Source organism: Pseudonocardia lutea (assembly GCF_042658055.1).
Classification (GTDB): Bacteria; Actinomycetota; Actinomycetes; order Mycobacteriales; family Pseudonocardiaceae; genus Pseudonocardia; species Pseudonocardia lutea.
The window spans coordinates 24,397-42,492 of the sequence record NZ_JBHSQK010000067.1 but is presented as its reverse complement, the minus strand read 5'-3'; the positions used below and the strand labels follow the sequence as shown (position 1 = coordinate 42,492).

Sequence of the window (18,096 nt, the reverse complement as noted above, 5' to 3'; positions counted from 1 at the left end):
CGGCCGTCGGCTCGGCAGTCGTGGGTGCGACGGTGGGCTCGGCGGTCGTGGGCCCGGCAGCCGTGGGCCCGGCAGCCGTGGACTCGGCAGCCGTGGACTCGGCAGTCGGGGGTCCGACAGTGGGCCCGACAGCCGTGGGCTCGACAGTGGGCCCGGCGGTCGTGGGCTCGGCCGCGGCCGGCGCGTGCGGCGCACCGGCGGAGGTCGCGCTGCCGCCGGGGCCCGCCGCCCCGGCCGCGGACGCGGTACCCGGGTCCCGGCGGACCGACTCCTCCCTCGCCCGGGAACTTGTCCCGGAGATCGTCGCGGCGTCGTCGGGCCGAGCTGCCGCACGGTTCGCCTCCGCCTGGATGGCGGCGGCGTGCTCGGCGGCCGCGCGGTGGGCGCGGGCGCGGGCCAGCAGGACGTCGGACTGCACGGGCAACGGCGCGGTGTCGGCCTCGCGCACGGCCACCGCCTCGGCCACGGTCTGCCGGCGCGGCTGCTCGGCGGGCGGCGCCTCGGCAGCAGCCGGGGCCTCGGCACCGACGGCGACGGGAACGACCTCCGGCGCGGGACGCGGAGCGGGCATCTCGCCGACGGACTCGCCGGTCCAGTCGGCGTGGGTCGGCTCGACCTCCGGTCGCGTCTCCTGGACCTTCCGGGACCGCGCCCTGCCGCGCGCCGCCCGGACCGCGACGATCACGAGGGCGATCACCAGGGCCGCGACCCCGATGCCGAGCGGCACGAGGACGTCAGCCGAGAAGGCCTGCTCCATGGACGCGCACGCTACGCCGATCTACATCACGGTGTGCAACCGTTCTATCCGGAGCGTGACCCCGAGGTCGACCGGTCCGAACTGGTCACGTCCTCGCTCGCCGAGGGCCGCCCGGAGACCGGCGACGAACCGCCGGCCCCCTTCCGCTCCCCGGTGGACGCGCCGTTGCGGGAGTCCTCGGACGCGCCTGACCTGGCGTTTCGCGTGGATCCGGCGCCCTCCGGTGGAGCCGGCTTCGGCCGGACCGCGCCCACCTTGACGGTCTCGGACGCCTCGTCGGCGGGCGCGGCGGCCACGGGCTCGGCCTTCGCCGCGGGCGTGTCACCCGGCGTGTCAGCCCTCGGCGTGCGTGCGGCGGCAGTCGAGTTTTCAGCCGATCCGGTGTCCCCGGATCGCTTCGTGGGCGACAGCGCCGAGACCGCGGAGACCGCAACCGTGCGGTCCGGTTCCACCTGCCGCGCAGACGGGCCGGGCTTCTCGGCGTCCTCTTCGGACGAGGCGAGCGGCACCATGGTGGTGGCCGGCTCGGCCTGCTCCCGCGACTCCGGCCGGCTCTCGCCGCGGGCCTCGGAGGCGGGACGGAACAGGTCCCCGGCGGCCGAGTCCGACCCGGCGCCCGACCCCGCGCCGGTCTCCGGGCGACGCACGGCGGTGGTCTCCTCGGCCTGCGACGGCGCGGCGCCCGGCAGCGGCTGGGCGGCGGCGCCGGCGGCCGGCCCCTCGGCGGGGGCGGCGGGCGCGGGCTTGGGACGCGGGCTGGGCCGGACGGGCCGCTCGCTCCGCGTCTCCTCGCCCGTCGGCGCGGCCGGGGTCCCACTCGAGCCGCTCGTGGTCGCGGCGGGCGGGGTCACGGCGAACCGGGCGGTCGGGGCACCGAGCAGGCCTTCCAGCTGCCCGCGCAGCCGCGTCAGCTCGGCCACGACGGCGTCGCGCTGGCGGCTCAGCTCGGCGAGCTCGGACCGCGCGCTCTCCTGCTCCTTGCGGACCGCCGCGGCCTCGGCCTCGGCGTCCCGGCGGGCGGCGGCGCGGATCTCCTCGGCCTCCTCCTCGGCGGCCTGCAGGATGCTCTGCATCCGCTCGGTGAAGGAGCCGATCATGTCCGGCGACTCGGGGCCGCCGGGGCGCGGGCGCGGCGTGGGACGCGGGCGGGGTCCCGGGGGCGGACCCGGCTGCGGACCCATCGGCGGCATCGGGCCGATCGGGCGCCGGCCCGGGCCCATCCCGGGCTGTGGACCCACGGCGGGGAAGGGATGGCTGCGTACGGCGTCGAGGTCCGCGCGCATGCGGGCCAGGACCCGCTGCAGGCGCGCCACGTGCTCGTCGACCTGCCTGCGGTCGTAGCCGCGGAGCACGACGTCGAACCGCGGGGCACCGAGCGAGCGCTCACCCCCGTCAGCCGTCATGTCCCGACCCTTTCCGTCGCCGCCCGACCACTCACCTCGCCGAGGGTAGGGAGATCCGTACTCGCGTTCAGATGCGTTCACCCTAACGGAGCACGACTCCACCCGGCCAGTCGACTTGCGACAGCAGGCCGTGGAGTACTCACCCTCGCCACCGTCCCACGGCCTCCGACGCGCCTACCATCGGGACCGTGGACACCTCGCTCAAGTCGACGCTGCACCGGCGCGGCCTGCGGATGACGCCCCAGCGCCAGCTCGTCCTCGACGCGGTCCGCGAGCTGGGCCACGCCACCCCCGAGCAGATCTGCCAGCAGGTGCAACGGGCGGCGCCGGCGGTGAACATCACCACCGTCTACCGCACGCTCGACCTCCTCGAGGAGTTGCGGCTGGTCCGGCACACCCATCTCGGACACGGTGCGCCCACCTACTCCGAGCGGGAGCACGAGCACGTCCACCTCGTGTGCCACCACTGCGGCGCGGTGTCCGAGGCGCCCACCGCCCTGATGGAGGCGCTGGCCGACCGGCTGCGGGGGCAGGAGGACTTCGAGCTCGACGTCACGCACGTGGCACTGTCGGGCCGCTGCGCGACCTGCCGGGAGGCCGACCGGAAGCTGGCCGAGGAGCTCGAGCAGAAGGAGACGCGCGCGTGAGCGAGGCCCCCGAGGACACGGCCGGGCAGCCGGACCCCGACGCCGCCGTACCCGCCCACCGCGGCGACCCGCTCGCCGAACAGCGGGCCATGGCCCGGTCGGCCGCCGTGGTCGACCGGTCGCACCGCGGCGTGATCGCGGTACCCGGCGAGGACCGGCTCAGCTGGCTGCACCTGCTGCTGAGCCAGCACGTCAGCGAGCTGCCCGAGGGCGCCGGCACCGAGGCGCTGATCCTCGACGCGCAGGGCCGGGTGCTGCAGCACGCCCTCGTGTCGCACGTCGACAGCACGGTGTGGCTCGACACCGAGCAGGCCGACCTGGCCGGGCTGCTGGCGTACCTGCAGAAGATGGTGTTCTGGTCGAAGGTCGAGCCGCGGGACGCGACCGGCGAGCTGGCCGTGCTGTCCCTGGTGGGGCCGGACACCGCGGCGGTGCTCGCCGCGGCCGGCCTCCCGGTGCCCGAAGACGCGTACGCGAGCGCCGCCCTGCCCGAAGGCGGAGGGTTCGTCCGCCGCATGCCGTGGCCCGGACCCGACGCGGCCGACGTGCTCGTCCCGCGCGCCGACCGGGAGACCTGGTGGACGCGGCTCACGGCCTCCGGGGCACGCCCGGCCGGGGTGATGGCCTTCGAGGCACTGCGGGTCGAGGCGCGGCGCCCTCGCGTGCACCTCGACACGGACGACCGGACCATCCCGCACGAGGTCGACTGGATCCCGTCGGCCGTGCACCTCACCAAGGGCTGCTACCGCGGTCAGGAGACGGTCGCGCGGGTGGCCAATCTCGGCCGGCCGCCGCGCCGGCTGGTGCTGCTGCACCTCGACGCCGGCGACGAGGAGCTGCCGGTGACCGGCGATCCGGTCCTCCGGGAGGGCCGCACCGTCGGCCGTGTGGGCAGTGTCACACAGCACCACGAGCTGGGTTCGGTCGCGCTCGCCCTGCTGAAGCGGTCGGTGCCCGCCGACGCCGCGCTCGTCGCCGGGACCGACGAGCGCGCGTCGCCCGCGGCCATCGACCCGGACTCCTACGTCGCCGACGACGGTGCGCCACCGCCCGGACGCGCGGCCCAGCTGCGGGTGCGCTAACCGTCCCGCTGCCGGAGGGCGACCCCGCCCCAGAACTCGCGCAGCCGCGCGTAGCACTCGGCGGCCTCGTCGAGCTCGCCCGCGCGCAGCAGCCGCAGCGCGCGCCGGACCTCGCCGGCGGAGTCGTCGGCGCGCAGCGCGGCGTCGTCGAGGAGGTCGACGAGCCCGCCGTAGTCCAGCTCGACGATCGAGGTCCGGTCGAACCGCTCGAGCCAGCCGCGGGTCTCGGCGAGCACCTCCGCGGGGCCCTCGTCGCCGACCGCGCCGCGCACCACGCGCTCGGCCTGCCCGGCCCGGCCGAGGGCCTTCGCGATCGGCACCCGCCACCAGACGCGGCGCTGCGCGTCCAGCCTGACCTGCCGTTCCTCGGCGTCGACCAGGGCGAACCACGGCAGCGGGACGGTCCACGCCGCGGTCACGACGTGGGCCGCGGAGTCGCCGAGCTCGGCCACCGCCCGCTCCGCGCGGCGCCGCGCCGCGGCCTCGGGGACCACGAGCGCCGCCGACCGCAGCACCGGGTCCTCCTCAGCCAGGAAGCCGAGCACGGCGGCTGCGGCGCGCGGGCGGGTGTCGAGCGGGCAGACGAACGGCTCGCCGCCCTCGCCGCCGAGGACCAGGACGTCGACCGGGACGCCCGACCCGCCGCCGGCGTCGCCCGGGAGGAGCCGGCCGAGCAGCGTCGCCCGCAGGCACAGCTCGCGCTCCCGGTGCCCCGCCCGGTCCGGCCGGACGGCCCCCCGTGCGAGCCCCGCCCGCACCGCGGCGCCGGACGGGCCGTCGAAGGCGCGCAACGGCTCGTAGACCCGCAGGTAGGAGAGGAACGGCGACGGCACGGTCCGAGATCCTTCCGCACCCGCCCGCGCCGCGGGTACGGGCTCCGTACCTCGGGTGCGATCGCTCGCCCGGGCGACGCGCACGGAACTCGGTCACACCATCGATGCCACGTCGCACGCTCCCGGTGTCGCACGGTACTGTGGAGCCCAGGACAGTGATGACACAGACGGGGCCGCCGAGACATCCGGCCGCCCCTTCCCTGTTGTAAGGGGGACCAGCCATGGGGCGCGGACGAGCCAAGGCCAAGCAGACGAAGGTGGCCCGAGCGCTCAAGTACAGCTCCCCCACGATGGATCTCGATGCGTTGCAGCGAGAGATCGGCAGTGGGACGGCGGTAACCGACGACGACGAGTCGTACGACGAGTACGCCGACCGCTACGGGTCGTACGACGACGACGAGGACGACGAGCGCCGCTAGGTCGGCCCCGACCGCCCACCGCCGGGGCGGGCTGTTCAGCACCACCGCACGACACCGACGCACCTCCCACCCGTTCCCGGACGGGTGGGAGGGCTGCGTCGGGCCGGTGGTGCCCTCTCTCAGGGTCCTGCGGGACGTGAGCCTCCCCACGGTCACCGGCGCCGTTCCCGGGCGGTGGACGCCGCGGGTACCGGTCACGCTCCGCCATGGACGGTTCCGCCGCAGGTCGGAGCGCCTGCGCGGGCCCGGGCCGACACGCCGACGGCCACGCCTCCCGACGGGCGGGCACCGATCTTCACCCGATAGCCTCACGCCGACGAGAAGGCGGTGAGTGATGCGCGGGAACCTGTTCGCGGTGGCGGTCGACCTCGTGGTGCTGACCGTGCGCGATGACCAGCTGCACGTGCTGCTCGTCCGGCGCGGCGAGCGGCCGTACGAGAGCCACTGGGCGTTGCCGGGTGGTTTCGTCCGGGCCGAGGAGGACCTCGGGGACACCGCGGCACGCGAGCTCGCCGCGCAGACCGGCGCGGCGACCCAGGGCGCGGTGCAGGGCCACCTCGAGCAGCTCGGCGGGTACGCGGCGCCGGACCGGGACCCGCGTGGCCGGGTGCTGAGCATGGGGTACCTGGCGCTGCTCCCCGACATCCCGGACCCCGAGCCCGCGAACGGCCCGACGGCGGCGTTCCTGCCCGTCGAGGACGTCTACGGCCTGGCCTTCGACCACGACGCGATCCTCGCGGACGGCGTGGAGCGGGCGCGGGCGAAGCTCGAGTACACGACCCTGGCCGCGGCCTTCTGCCCGCCGGAGTTCACCGTGACCGACCTGCGCCGGGTGTACGAGGCCGTGTGGCGCACCGAGATCGACCCGCGCAACTTCCAGCGCAAGGTCACCTCCACGCCGGGCTTCCTGATCCCGACGGCCACCCGCGTGACGGGCGGCCGGGGCCGGCCGCCGCAGCTCTTCCGCCGCGGCCCGGCCACCGCGCTGCACCCGCCGATGCTCCGCGAGCCCGCCGCCCTCGCCCACACCCACGCCTGACCGCCGCAGTAGGGATCCATAACGCGTCCGGAGCCCCGGTCGGGAACGCAGTAGGGATCCGTAACGCGCGGAGCCCCGTCCAGGAGCGCAGTTCGGATCTTCGACGCGCGCCGGAGAGCGGGCAGGACGTGCGCCGGGAAGCCCCGGGGGCGGTGGCGACCGGGTCGCTCAGAAGCGGGGGTGCTCGCCCACCAGCTGCACCCGGGTGCCGGCCTCGCCGGCGCCCTCGCCCTCGGCGCGCCGGACGTCGCCGAGCACCCAGGCCGGCACGTGCCGGGCGGTGAGGACGGCGAGGGCGCGGTCGACGTCGTCCGGCGGCAGCACCGCCACCATGCCGACGCCCATGTTGAAGGTCTTCTCCATCTCGGCGCGCTCGACCCGGCCGCGGCCCTGGATCAGCTTGAACACCTGGTCCGGCGTCCACGACCCGCGGTCGGCGACGGCGACGAGGCCCTTGGGCAGCACCCGCTCGAGGTTGCGCGCGAGCCCGCCGCCGGTGATGTGCGCGAAGGTCCGCACCCCGGTCTCGGCGGCCAGCGCCAGGCAGTCCCGCGCGTAGATCCGGGTGGGGGTGAGCAGCTCCTCGCCGAGGGTGTGGCCGAACTCCTCCACGTGCCCGTCGAGCGGCATCCGGGCGATGTCCAGCAGGACGTGACGGGCCAGCGAGTAGCCGTTGGAGTGCAGGCCGGAGGACTCCATCGCGATGAGCACGTCCCCGGGCCGGACCCGCTCCGGCCGCAGCATCGTCTCGGCCTCGACGATCCCGACGCCGGTGGCCGACAGGTCGTACCCGCCGGCCTCCATCAGCCCCGGGTGCTCCGCGGTCTCGCCGCCGAGCAGCGCGCACCCCGCCTGCTGGCAGCCCTCGGCGATGCCCTTGACGATCGTGGCGACCTGCGTGGGCACCAGCTTGCCGACGGCGATGTAGTCCTGCAGGAACAGCGGCTCCGCCCCGCAGACCACCAGGTCGTCGACCACCATCGCGACCAGGTCGAGGCCGATGGTGTCGTGCTTGTCCATCGCCTGCGCGATCGCGACCTTGGTGCCCACCCCGTCCGTCGACGCGGCCAGCACGGGCTCGGTGTACTTGCCGAGCTTCGGTGCGAACAGCCCGGCGAACCCGCCGATCCCGCCCATCACCTCGGGGCGGGTGGCCTTCTCGGCGTAGGGCCGGAGCTGCTCGACGGCCTCCTCACCCGCCTCGATGTCCACGCCCGCGGCGGCGTAGCTGGCACGCGGGTCCTGCTCGGGGGTCGACGGAGGGGTCGGCATGGGACGGGCTCTCGTTCCTTCGGGGGAGGTCTCGGACACGGGGGCACCCGCGTCCGCCGGATCGGCGAGGGTGTGCCGCTCCGGCCGCCCGGTCCGCTGGTGGCGTCCCGGGCCGGGACAGGCCTCAGGGCCTGTTCAGGGCTTCCGCAGCACCGTAGCCGACGGAGAGGGGCGCCGGGGTGTCCCGGCCGTTCTCCCGCAGCGGTCCGGGGTCGCCGGAGGCCGCACCCGCGGCGTCGAGCGCCGGGGCCTCGAGGAGGTGCTTGCCCAGCCGGGCCTCCTCGGGCAGCGGGATCGGGTACTCGCCGTCGAAGCAGGCGCAGCACAGCCGGCTGCGGGGCTGCTCGCTGGCGGCGACCATGTTGTCCACCGACACGTACGCGAGCGAGTCCGCGCCGATGGAGCGCCGCACGCCCTCGGTGTCCAGCCCGCTGGCGACGAGCTCCGCGCGGCTGGCGAAGTCGATGCCGTAGAAGCAGGGCCAGCGCACCGGCGGCGAGGCGATCCGGACGTGCACCTCGAGCGCCCCGGCCTCGCGCAGCATCCGGACGAGCGCGCGCTGGGTGTTGCCGCGGACGATCGAGTCGTCCACCACGACCAGGCGCTTGCCGCGGATGACGTCGCGCAGCGGGTTGAGCTTGAGCCGGATGCCGAGCTGGCGGATGGTCTGCGAGGGCTGGATGAAGGTCCGGCCGACGTAGGCGTTCTTGACCAGGCCCTGGCCGTAGGGGATGCCGGAGCCCTGGGCGTAGCCGATGGCGGCGGGGGTGCCGGACTCGGGGACCGGGATCACCAGGTCCGCCTCGACCGGGTCCTCCTCCGCGAGCCTGCGGCCGATCTCGACGCGCGCCGCGTGCACCGACCGGCCGGAGATCGTGGTGTCCGGGCGGGCCAGGTAGACGTACTCGAAGACGCAGCCCTTGGGCTCGGGCGCCGCGAAGTGCGCGCTGCGCATGCCGTCCGCGTCGATGGCGAGCAGCTCGCCCGGCTCGACCTCGCGGACCATCGACGCACCGACGATGTCCAGCGCGGCGGTCTCGCTGGCGACGACCCAGCCCCGCTCCAGCCGGCCCAGGACGAGCGGGCGGACGCCGTGCGGGTCGCGGGCGGCGTAGAGGGTGCTCTCGTCGGCGAACACGAAGGAGAAGGCGCCGCGCACGCGCGGCAGCAGCCGCATCGCGGCCTCCTCGACGCCGGTGTCGGCGGAGGTGGCGGCGAGCAGCTCGGCGACCAGGTCCGAGTCCGTGGTGGCCTGCACGGCGTCGCGGCCCTTGTCCTGCAGCTTCCCGACCTCGTCGCGCAGCTCCGCGGTGTTCACCAGGTTGCCGTTGTGGCCGAGGGCCAGGCCGCTGCCGGTGGCGGTGGTGCGGAAGACCGGCTGCGCGTTCTCCCAGGTCGTGGACCCGGTGGTGGAGTAGCGGCAGTGGCCGACGGCCAGGTGGCCGCGCAACGACGAGAGGGTCTGCTCGTCGAAGACCTGGCTGACCAGGCCCAGGTCCTTGAAGACGACCATCCGGCGGCCGTCCGAGACGGCGATGCCGGCGGCCTCCTGCCCGCGGTGCTGCAGGGCGTAGAGGCCGTAGTACGTCAGCTTGGCGACGTCCTCCCCGGGAGCCCAGACGCCGAAGACGCCGCACTCCTCCTTGGGGGAGTCGTCGAGCTGACGAGGGGTGGGTTCGTCGGAGTGGACGGGGGTCTCGTTCCGGCTGGAACTCAACGCACTCGCTCCTCGGGGCACTCGGTGTCGCAGGCTACTCGATCGTACGCCGCCGCAGGCCCGGAACCCATCCGGCGGGACCGGCGTCACCGAACCACCGGCCCTGACCCAGGTCACACCCGAGCCGCCGCAGCCGGTCCGCCTGCACGTCCGTCTCCACCCACTCGGCGGTGACCTCGAGGCCGAGCGCGTGCGCCATCGCCACCAGCGATCCGACGATGCTCTCGTCGACGGGGTCCGGCCGCTCGTGCCGGAGCCCGTCGATGAACGAGCCGTCGATCTTCAGCGCGTGCACCGGCAGCCGGCGCAGCCAGGCGAGGCTGGAGTAGCCGGTGCCGAAGTCGTCGAGCGCGAGCCGCACCCCCGCGGCGCGCAGCGCCGACAGGGCGTCCATGGAGGCGGGCTCGTCGCCCAGGACGGCCTGTTCGGTGATCTCCAGCTGCAACCGGTCCGGGGCCAGCCCGGTCTCCGCGAGCAGGCTCACGACCTCCTCCACGAAGCCCTGCTCCGGCAGCTGCACCGGGGAGACGTTGACGCTCACGTACGGCGCGTCGATCCCCAGCTCCTCCTGCCAGGACGCCGCCTGCCGGCACGCCTCGCCCAGCACCCACCGGCCGAGCGGCACGATCGCCCCGCTGCGCTCGGCGAGCTCGATGAACCGGCCCGGACCGAGCAGCCCCTGCTCCGGGTGCTCCCAGCGGACCAGGGCCTCGACGCCGCGCACCGAGCGGTCCGCCAGCCGCACCAACGGCTGGTAGGCCAGCCGGAACTGGTCCCCCTCGACCGCCCCGCGCAGGCCGGCGAGCAGCGCGAACCGGGCCGCCTCGCCCGCGTCGCGCTCGGGGTCGAACACCGCCCGGGTGCCGCCGCCCTGGCCCTTCGCCCAGGACAGCGCCACGCCCGCCGCGCGCTCCAGCTCCGACGGGCACTCGGCCGCGGTGCCGCCCTCCGCGATCCCGATGCTCGCCGTGACCCCGATCCACCGGCCCGCGACGTGGAACGGCGCCGCGAGCGCCTCCAGCAGCCGGTCCGCGACCGCGCACACCTCGCCGACGCCCTCGGGGTCGGTCAACAGCACGGCGAACTCGTCGCCCCCGGTGCGGGTGACCAGGTGCGGGCCGGCCGCGGTGCGCAGCCGGGCGGCCAGCGCCGCGAGCAGCGCGTCGCCGACGGCGTGCCCGTGGATCTCGTTGATCCGGCGGAAGTCGTCGACGTCGATCGCGCACAGCCCGACCCGGGTGGCCGAGCCGGCGAACGCCTGCCGCACGGCCTCCTCGGTGATGTCCCGGTTCGGCAGCCGGGTGAGCCGGTCCCGCGAGGAGGCCTCGACCAGCCGGGTGCGCAGCCGGTACCGCTCCGAGACGTCCTCGATCACGCCGATGAGGTGGCTGGGCCGGCCGGTGTCGTCCCGGATCAGCGAGCCGGTGACGTGCCCCCAGACGTACATCCCGGTCGGCCCCGCGAACCGGACGTCGATGCTCACCGTGTCCGGGGTGCCGGAGACCAGGCTGCGGTAGGCGGCGTCGAAGGCCTCGTAGTCGTCCGGGTGGACGAAGTCGGAGACCGGCCGCGGCAGGACCGGGCGCTCCAGCATGCCCAGCATCCGGCAGGCGGCCGGGTTGAGGTCGACGACCTGGCCGTCGAGCGTCGCGATGGCGATCCCGACCGGGCCCTGGGTGTAGATCGTGCGGTAGTGCGCCTCGCTCTCCGCGAGCGCCTTCTCGACGTCCCGGCGGGCCCGCAGCGTGGCCCGCATGAGGTCCTCCTGCGCCTGGTGGGCGCGGAAGCGCAGGGCGCCGGCGAACCCGGCGGCCAGCTCGTCGAGCGCGAGGGACAGCCGCTGCCGGTCCGTCGGGGAGGTCAGGCCGAGCGCGCCCGGCCCGGCCTCGCGCAGAAGCCGGACGGTGCCGGGCAGGACGTCCTCCGGCGCGGCCCCCACCAGGCCCGCCCGGTCCCCGCAGAAGCCCGACGCGGCCAGGTCGGCCCCGATCCCGCGCACGGCCAGCGGCCAGAAGGGCTCGGCCCGCAGCGCGGAGCCCAGCCGGGTGAGCAGCGTCGCGAGCACGCCCGCGTCCTCGACGGCGGCGTTCGGGAGGAGCTCGGCCCAGCGCTCGGCGAGCGAGCGGAGCTCCGGCCCGGGCTGCTCGCCGAGGATCCCGCCGAGCCCGCCGATCGCACCCGCGGCGGCCGTGCGCAGCAGTCCGGACGGCAGGTCGTCAGGGCTCGAGAGGTTACCCGCTGCCACCACGCAGCCACCTCCCGTCACCAGTCGGGCCCGTCCGTGTACCGATCGGGGCAATCTTCGACCTCGCGACGCCGTTTCGCCACCAGGATGGCGCAGGCATCGCCCGTTCGGGGACGCGACGGGCCTCCCGGACGGCGGTCCTCAGCGCAGCGGGAGCAGCGCACCGACCTCCGGGGCGCGTGACCCCGACGCGCTCACGGTGCCCGATCCGACGGCATCCGTCCAGTTCAGACGCCCCGTGGCGAGCGCGAGCCAGGTCCGGGCGTCCGTCTCGACGATGTTCGGCGGGGTGCCGCGGGTGTGTCGGGGCCCCTCGATGCACTGGATCGCCGCATAGGGCGGGATCCGGACCTCGACGCTCCGTCCGGGGGCGCGTTCGGCCAGGGCCGCCAGGGACTCCTTGACGGCCTCCTTGATCACGCCGCGTGGCGGGGCGGCGCCGCCCGCCAGCCACGCGTCGAGCAGGTCCGCCCCGCCCCCGGGGCCGGTCACAGGGTCTCGGCGCCCGCCCGCGCCTCGCGGTCGGCCTCGAAGAGCGCCGGCAGGGTGCCCTCCCACGCCGCGCGCAGCTCGGCGAGCGGCAGGACGGCGACGCCGGCGATCCCCAGCTCGGCGCCCGCCGGCTCGGCCGCGCCCACGACGCCGAGGCGCTCGGCCGGGACGCCGGCCTCGGCGGCCGCCGTGAGCAGGGCCCTGGCGGCCTGGGGGGCCACCGTGACGAGCACCCGGCCGGTGCTCTCGGAGAACAGCGCCACGAACGGGTCCACCGCCTGCGCGGCCGGCAGCGCGACGGACGCGCCGTGCCCGCCGATCAGCGCCGCCTCGACCAGGGCCTGGGCCAGGCCGCCGTCGGAGAGGTCGTGGCTGCCGGTGAGCACGCCGGCCTGCGCCACCAGCAGCTCCGCCAGCCGCTGCTCGTGCGCGAGGTCGACGGCCGGGGGCTCGCCGCCCAGGTGCCCGTGCGCGACGTGCGCCCACTCGCTGCCGCCCAGCTCGTCGGCCGTGGACCCGAGCAGGACGACGACGTCGCCCTCGCGGCGGAAGCCGGACGGGATGCGGGCGGCCACGTCGTCGATCACCCCGAGCACGCCCACCACGGGCGTCGGCAGGATCGCCTGGGTGCCGGTCTGGTTGTAGAAGCTCACGTTCCCGCCGGTGACCGGGATGCCGAGCTGCGCGCAGCCGTCGGCCAGCCCGCGGACGGCCTCGGAGAACTGCCACATGACGTGCGGGTCCTCCGGCGAGCCGAAGTTCAGGCAGTTGGTCACCGCGAGCGGCACGGCGCCGGAGGTGGCGACGTTCCGGTACGCCTCGGCCAGCGCGAGCTGCGCCCCCGCGTAGGGGTCCAGTGCGGCGAACCGGGCGTTGCAGTCGGTGGCCACGGCGATCCCGCGGCCGGTGGTCTCGTCGACGCGGACCACGCCGGCGTCGGCGGGCTGCGCGGCGGCGGTGTTGCCGCGGACGTAGCGGTCGTACTGGTCGGTGACCCACGCGCGGCTGCACAGGTTCGGCGAGGCCGCCATGCGCAGGATCTCGGCGCGCAGCTCCGACGGCGCCGAGGGCCGGGGCAGCGCGGCCGGCGAGTTCGCCACCAGCTCGTCCTGCCCCTTGCCCCGCAGGACCGGCCGCTCGTAGACGGGCCCGTCGTGCGCGACGGTCCGCGGCGGCACGTCGACCACGGTCTCGCCGTGGAAGTCGATGACCAGCCGGTCCCCGTCGGTGACCTCGCCGATCACGGTGGCGAGGGTGTCCCACCTGCGGCACACCGCCATGAACGCCTCGACGTTCTCCGGCTTCACGACCGCGCACATCCGCTCCTGCGACTCGCTGGAGAGGATCTCGGCCGGGGTCATGCCGGTGGCGCGCAGGGGGACGGCGTCGAGGTCGATGTGCATGCCGCCGTCGCCCGCGCTGGCCAGCTCGGAGGTGGCGCAGGAGAGGCCGGCGCCGCCGAGGTCCTGGATGCCGACGACCAGGCCGGCGTGGAACAGCTCCAGGCAGCACTCGATGAGGACCTTCTCGGTGAACGGGTCGCCCACCTGGACGCTCGGCAGCTTCTTGCGGCCGGTGCCCTCGCCGAAGGTCTCGCTGGCCAGCACGGACACGCCGCCGATGCCGTCGAGCCCGGTGCGCGCGCCGAACAGGATGATCTTGTTGCCGGTGCCGGACGCGAACGCCAGGTGCAGGTCCTCGGTCCGCATCGCGCCCACGCACAGGGCGTTGACCAGCGGGTTGCCGGCGTAGCTGGGGTCGAAGACGACCTCGCCGCCGACGTTGGGCAGACCCAGGCAGTTGCCGTAGCCACCGACCCCGGCGACCACGCCGGGCAGCACCCGGGCGGTGTCCGGGGCGTCGGCCGGGCCGAAGCGCAGCGGGTCGCCGACGGCGATCGGCCGCGCGCCCATCGCCATGATGTCCCGGACGATCCCGCCCACGCCGGTCGCCGCGCCCTGGTAGGGCTCCACGTACGACGGGTGGTTGTGCGACTCGACCTTGAACGTGACGGCCCAGCCGTCGCCGATGTCGACCACCCCGGCGTTCTCGCCGATGCCGGCGAGCATCCGCTCGCGCATGGCCTCGGTCGTGGTCTCGCCGAAGTAGCGCAGGTGGACCTTGGAGGACTTGTAGGAGCAGTGCTCGCTCCACATCACGGAGTACATGGCCAGCTCGGCGTCCGTGGGCCGGCGCCCCAGGATGTCCCGGATGCGGGCGTACTCGTCGTCCTTGAGGCCGAGCTCGCGGTACGGCTGCGCCTGGTCGGGCGTGGCCGCCGCGGCCGCGACGGTGTCGAGGGGGAGGTCGGTGACGGTGCGGGCGTCGAGCTCGGTCACGGGTACCAGCGTAAACGCCGCGGGAGACCACCTCCGCGAGCCGTCCGTCACCCCGCGCGGTCACGCGGTCCGTCCGAGCCGCGACCGGCCGGCGGTACCGGCCGTTCGGCCCAGTCCCCGGAGGCCCGGATCCCGGTACCGTCGCTCACGGGTGCGGGAGGAGGCCGGTCGTGTCGAAGGTCGTGCTGCGGGTCGCGCAGGTCGTCGGGGTGCTGGTGCTGGCGGGGATCGCGATCGGCGTGGCCGTCGGGCTGGTGCAGTGGCTGCTCGGGATCGCGCTGATCGTCGCGATCCCGGTGGGCGCCTACTGGATCTACAAGCAGGTCAGGGCGCGCAGGCAGCCCCCGGCACTGGCCGCGGGTGCGCCCGCGACGCTCGGCCGCGCCGCCCCCGCGGACCGGCGTGCCGAGCTGGAGGGGCGCGCGGTGATCGACGCCGCCGGCCGCTGCGGCTGGTGCGGCTCGGCGACGCTGCACAAGGACGAGTTCGGCTTCCCGACCACGCCGCTCAAGTACCACCGCGCCGAGATCGAGGCGATGCTCTGACCGGCGCGGCGGCGCCGCTCAGCTGCCGGGCAGCTTGACCACGCTGACGAAGAAGTGGTCGATCTGCTTGATGGCCTCGATGAAGCCGTCGAAGTCCACCGGCTTGGTCACGTAGGCGTTGGCGTGCAGCTGGTAGCTGCGCAGCACGTCCTCCTCCGCCTGGGACGTGGTGAGCACGATGACCGGGATGGAGCGCAGCTTCTCGTCCGCCTTGACCTCGGCGAGCACCTCGCGGCCGTCGCGGCGCGGGAGGTTGAGGTCGAGCAGGATCAGGTCCGGCCGCGGGCGGTCCTCGTACGGCGGCTCGTTGCGCAGGTAGGCCAGCGCCGCCGCGCCGTCGGTGACGACGTCGAGCCGGTTGTGCAGGTGCTCCTCGAAGGCCTCGCGGGTCATGAGGACGTCGCCCGGGTCGTCCTCGACCAGCAGGACGTTGACGATGCGGGCGGGGTCGGTGAGCGCTTCGCTCATCACGGGGACTCCTTGCTCGGGACCGCCCCGGCGAGGGCCGGGTCGGCGGGGGGCGGGTCGGCCGGGGACACCGGCAGGGTCAGGCGGATGGTGGTGCCGGGCTCCTCGGGCGCGCCGTGGTCGACCCAGATGCGGCCGCCGTGGAACTCGACGATCTTCTTCGCCAGGGCGAGGCCGATGCCGGTGCCGGCGTAGACCTCCCGGCCGTGCAGTCGCTGGAAGATCACGAAGATCTTGTCGGCGAACTCGGGCTCGATGCCGATGCCGTTGTCCGACACCCAGACCTCCCACTCGTCGCCGCGCCGGACGGCGCCGATGCGCACCACCGGCGGCACGTCCGTGCGGTGGAACTTCAGCCCGTTGCCGATCAGGTTCATCAGCAGCTGCTGGACGAGCGAGGGATCGCCGGGGACGGTCGGCAGGCCCTCGTCGATCACGACCTCGCCGCCGGTCTCCTCCACCGCGGAGGCGAGCTGCGCGGCGGCGGCCCGCGCGACCCGGCCGAGGTCGACGGGCTCGAAGCCGGTCGTCGTGCGGCCGACCCGGGAGAAGGCCAGCAGGTCGTTGATCAGCCGCTGCATGCGCTGGGCGCCGTCCACGGCGAACTCGATGTACTGGTCGGCCCGCTCGTCGAGCTTGCCGCCGTAGCGCCGCTGCAACAGCTGGCAGAAGCTGGAGACCTTGCGCAAGGGCTCCTGCAGGTCGTGGCTGGCGACGTAGGCGAACTGCTCCAGGTCGCGGTTGGACCGCTCGAGGTCGCGGGTCCGGTCGTCGAGCTTGGAGTTGGCCTCCTGCAGCTCGTCGACCTCGCGCTGGATGTGGGCGCGCATGGCCTCCACGTCGGCGCCGAGCGCCACGAGCTCGCGGGGCCCGCTGCCGAGGACGTGCGTGCTCACCCGCCCCTCGACGACCTGGCGGGTCTGCTCGGCCAGCCGGCGGATCGGCTTGAGGATGACCTTCCGCAGCCCGAGCGCGGCCAGCAGCAGGAACACCGCGGCCACGATCGTGATGGTGATGCCGACGACGGCCAGGAACGTGATCGCGCCGTCGAGCTGCTGCCGGGCGGTCTGCCGCTCGTCCCGCAGGTCGTCGACCAGGGCGCCGGAGGCGGCCCGGACCCGCTCGAACAGCAGGCGGCCCTGCTGGGCGTCCGGGGTGGGCGCACCCGCGCGGGCGGCGGCGATCGTGGGCTCGGCGTAGTCCCGGCGCCAGGTGTCCGCGGCCGTCTCGACCTCGGTCAGCGCGGTGCCGAGTCCCGCGCCGGGCAGGGTCCGCTCGAGCGGCTGCAGCTGCGCGACCGCGGCCGCCTCGGCCGCACGACCGTCGACGTAGGGGGCCAGGAACTCGTCGGCGGACAGGATGGTGAACCCGCGGACACCGATCTCCTGGTCCAGCAACGCCGACGACAGGTCCTGGCTGGCCGTGACGGCGGGCGCGACCTCGTCGTACAGCACGGTGCGGGCGTCGGCGATCCGGACGACGGCCCAGGCCCCGAGCGCGACGGCGAGCAGCGAGAGCAGCCCGAGGACCGTCGCGCCCACGGTGAACCACCGGCGCAGGGTCCAGCGCTGGGCGGCCTCCTCCAGCGCCGCGGAATCCAGGCGCAGCCGCATCGAGCCCCGGCGGCGGGGCGGTGCGGGGGCGCTCACGCCTCGGCCGCGAGGTCGGACAGCAGGAGCATGGCGACGTCGTCGGCGAGCGGACCGCCGTTGATCCGCTCGACGTGCTCGACCAGCCTGCCCGGAAGCTCGGACATCGGCGTGTCCCGCTCCTTCCCGAGCACCTCGACCAGCCCCTCCTGCCAGAGCAGCTCGTCCGGCCGGACGCCCCGCCCCTCGATCAGTCCGTCCGTGAACAGCAGCAACGCCCACCCCGGGGGCAGCTCCAGGACCTCCGGTTCCCACTTCGCGTCCCGCAGCACGCCGAGCGGCACACCGACCCGGGGGCGCAGCGACACCGGTTCGGGCCGCAGCGAGACGGGCGGCGGGTGACCGGCGGCCCGGATCAGCACCCGGTCGCGGCCCTCGGCGGTCCGGTCGATCCGCAGGGTGCAGACGGTGGTGAACAGGGTGCGCTCGTGCCGCTCGCTGACCAGCACCTCCTGCAGGTTCGGCAGGATCTGCGGCTCGTCGACCCCGGCCAGCACCAGCGCGCGCCAGGACACCCGCAGGAGGGCGCCGAGCGCCGCCTCGTCCGGCCCGTGGCCGGACACGTCGCCGATGATCGCGTGCACCGTGCCGGACGGGCTGCGGACCGCGTCGAAGAAGTCCCCGCCGATCACCGCGCGGGTCCGCCCCGAGCGGTAGAAGGAGCGGCCGTGGACCGAGCTGCCGTCGAGCAGCAGCGAGGGCAACAGGCCGCGCTCCAGGCGCACCGACTCCGCCGCCACGAGCTGCTCCTCGCGCAGCCGGACCATGCTGGCCTCGGCCCGCCGGCGCTCGACGGCGTAGCGGATCGCCCGGATCAGCACCGCGCCGTCGGCCTTGTTCTTGACCAGGTAGTCCTGGGCGCCGACCCCGACCGCGGCGATGCCGAGGTGCTCGTCGTCGAGCCCGGTGAGCACGCAGACCGCGGCCGACGGGTCCGCCTGGAGCACCTCGCGCAGCCCGTCGAGCCCGCTGACCCCGGGGAGGTTCAGGTCCAGAAGCACACAGTCGGCGGCCGGCAGCAGGTTCCGCTCGACCACGGCCCGCACCGACTCGGCCACGGTGACCCGGACGGACGGGTCGACCTCGGCGAGCAGTTCCTGCACGAGGAAGACGTCGCCCGGGTCGTCCTCGACCAGCAGGACCCGGTGGCCGGCGGCTCCGGGCAGGGGTCGGGTCACGAACGGCCTCT

15 protein-coding genes and 1 pseudogene are annotated in these 18,096 nt (G+C 75.1%); 5 read left to right on the top strand and 11 right to left on the bottom strand.

Annotation, left to right across the window (positions count from 1 at the left end; translation table 11 throughout):
• Both ACFQH9_RS23630 and ACFQH9_RS23625 read right to left on the bottom strand, forming a co-directional pair.
• A pseudogene (locus tag ACFQH9_RS23630) lies at nt 1-757 on the bottom strand (hypothetical protein); the annotation flags it as partial.
• Between the two features lie 44 nt (nt 758-801).
• Nucleotides 802-2,160, bottom strand: a complete 1,359-nt coding sequence (locus ACFQH9_RS23625) for a DivIVA domain-containing protein (RefSeq protein WP_379569046.1) — start codon at nt 2,158-2,160, stop codon at nt 802-804.
• A 188-nt stretch (nt 2,161-2,348) separates the two neighbouring features.
• Here ACFQH9_RS23625 and ACFQH9_RS23620 point away from each other — a divergent pair, with 188 nt between their 5' ends.
• Nucleotides 2,349-2,807, top strand: coding sequence for a Fur family transcriptional regulator (locus ACFQH9_RS23620; protein ID WP_417715128.1), 459 nt, complete (start codon nt 2,349-2,351; stop codon nt 2,805-2,807).
• A complete protein-coding gene (gene ygfZ, locus ACFQH9_RS23615; RefSeq protein ID WP_379569044.1) occupies nt 2,804-3,889 on the top strand; it encodes a CAF17-like 4Fe-4S cluster assembly/insertion protein YgfZ in 1,086 nt (361 codons plus the stop codon). Before ACFQH9_RS23620 ends, ygfZ begins: the two co-directional genes overlap by 4 nt.
• Here ygfZ and ACFQH9_RS23610 read toward each other — a convergent pair.
• Entirely contained in the window at nt 3,886-4,722 is an 837-nt protein-coding gene (locus ACFQH9_RS23610; RefSeq protein WP_379569042.1) for a DUF8083 family protein, read from the bottom strand. The two genes, ygfZ and ACFQH9_RS23610, sit on opposite strands and share 4 nt — an antisense overlap.
• Nucleotides 4,723-4,943: 221 nt before the next feature.
• Here ACFQH9_RS23610 and ACFQH9_RS23605 point away from each other — a divergent pair, with 221 nt between their 5' ends.
• Nucleotides 4,944-5,141 (top strand): DUF3073 domain-containing protein, encoded by a 198-nt coding sequence (locus ACFQH9_RS23605; protein WP_379569040.1) that lies wholly within the window; start codon nt 4,944-4,946, stop codon nt 5,139-5,141.
• A gap of 334 nt (nt 5,142-5,475) precedes the next feature.
• Entirely contained in the window at nt 5,476-6,180 is a 705-nt protein-coding gene (locus tag ACFQH9_RS23600) for an NUDIX hydrolase (protein ID WP_379569038.1), read from the top strand.
• Nucleotides 6,181-6,348: 168 nt separating this feature from the next.
• Here the strand turns inward: ACFQH9_RS23600 and purM are convergent, their stop codons facing one another.
• From purM to purL, 5 genes are all read right to left on the bottom strand, one after another.
• On the bottom strand, nt 6,349-7,452 hold the full coding sequence (gene purM, locus ACFQH9_RS23595; RefSeq protein WP_379569036.1) for a phosphoribosylformylglycinamidine cyclo-ligase: 1,104 nt from the start codon (nt 7,450-7,452) through the stop codon (nt 6,349-6,351).
• Nucleotides 7,453-7,576: 124 nt separating this feature from the next.
• Nucleotides 7,577-9,169 (bottom strand): amidophosphoribosyltransferase, encoded by a 1,593-nt coding sequence (purF, locus tag ACFQH9_RS23590; RefSeq protein WP_379569034.1) that lies wholly within the window; start codon nt 9,167-9,169, stop codon nt 7,577-7,579.
• 34 nt (nt 9,170-9,203) lie between these two features.
• Complete coding sequence (locus tag ACFQH9_RS23585) at nt 9,204-11,417, bottom strand: putative bifunctional diguanylate cyclase/phosphodiesterase (RefSeq protein WP_379569032.1); 2,214 nt, start codon at nt 11,415-11,417, stop codon at nt 9,204-9,206.
• 138 nt (nt 11,418-11,555) lie between these two features.
• A complete protein-coding gene (locus ACFQH9_RS23580) occupies nt 11,556-11,906 on the bottom strand; it encodes a sterol carrier family protein (RefSeq protein WP_379569030.1) in 351 nt (116 codons plus the stop codon).
• Nucleotides 11,903-14,245 carry a phosphoribosylformylglycinamidine synthase subunit PurL gene (gene purL / locus ACFQH9_RS23575; protein WP_379569028.1) on the bottom strand — a complete coding sequence of 781 codons (2,343 nt, stop codon included), beginning with the start codon at nt 14,243-14,245 and terminating at the stop codon, nt 11,903-11,905. Before purL ends, ACFQH9_RS23580 begins: the two co-directional genes overlap by 4 nt.
• A gap of 170 nt (nt 14,246-14,415) precedes the next feature.
• On the opposite strand from purL, the gene ACFQH9_RS23570 reads away from it, so the two are divergent.
• A complete protein-coding gene (locus tag ACFQH9_RS23570; protein WP_379569026.1) occupies nt 14,416-14,790 on the top strand; it encodes a hypothetical protein in 375 nt (124 codons plus the stop codon).
• 18 nt (nt 14,791-14,808) lie between these two features.
• Here ACFQH9_RS23570 and ACFQH9_RS23565 read toward each other — a convergent pair whose 3' ends face one another.
• From ACFQH9_RS23565 to ACFQH9_RS23555, 3 genes are read right to left on the bottom strand one after another with little or no spacing between them, the layout of a single operon-like run.
• Nucleotides 14,809-15,258 carry a response regulator gene (locus ACFQH9_RS23565; RefSeq protein WP_379569024.1) on the bottom strand — a complete coding sequence of 150 codons (450 nt, stop codon included), beginning with the start codon at nt 15,256-15,258 and terminating at the stop codon, nt 14,809-14,811.
• Nucleotides 15,258-16,907, bottom strand: coding sequence for a sensor histidine kinase (locus tag ACFQH9_RS23560; protein ID WP_379569022.1), 1,650 nt, complete (start codon nt 16,905-16,907; stop codon nt 15,258-15,260). Before ACFQH9_RS23560 ends, ACFQH9_RS23565 begins: the two co-directional genes overlap by 1 nt.
• Nucleotides 16,904-18,085 carry a PP2C family protein-serine/threonine phosphatase gene (locus tag ACFQH9_RS23555; protein WP_379569020.1) on the bottom strand — a complete coding sequence of 394 codons (1,182 nt, stop codon included), beginning with the start codon at nt 18,083-18,085 and terminating at the stop codon, nt 16,904-16,906. Before ACFQH9_RS23555 ends, ACFQH9_RS23560 begins: the two co-directional genes overlap by 4 nt.
• Nucleotides 18,086-18,096 lie beyond the last annotated feature (11 nt).

Excerpts from the sequence above, each read along its gene's own strand:
- ACFQH9_RS23625 (WP_379569046.1), bottom strand. The coding sequence starts at position 2,160 with ATGACGGCTGACGGGGGTGAGCGCTCGCTCGGTGCCCCGCGGTTCGAC.
- ACFQH9_RS23605 (WP_379569040.1), top strand. The coding sequence starts at position 4,944 with ATGGGGCGCGGACGAGCCAAGGCCAAGCAGACGAAGGTGGCCCGAGCG.
- ACFQH9_RS23600 (WP_379569038.1), top strand. The coding sequence starts at position 5,476 with ATGCGCGGGAACCTGTTCGCGGTGGCGGTCGACCTCGTGGTGCTGACC.
- purM (WP_379569036.1), bottom strand. The coding sequence starts at position 7,452 with ATGCCGACCCCTCCGTCGACCCCCGAGCAGGACCCGCGTGCCAGCTAC.
- ACFQH9_RS23565 (WP_379569024.1), bottom strand. The coding sequence starts at position 15,258 with ATGAGCGAAGCGCTCACCGACCCCGCCCGCATCGTCAACGTCCTGCTG.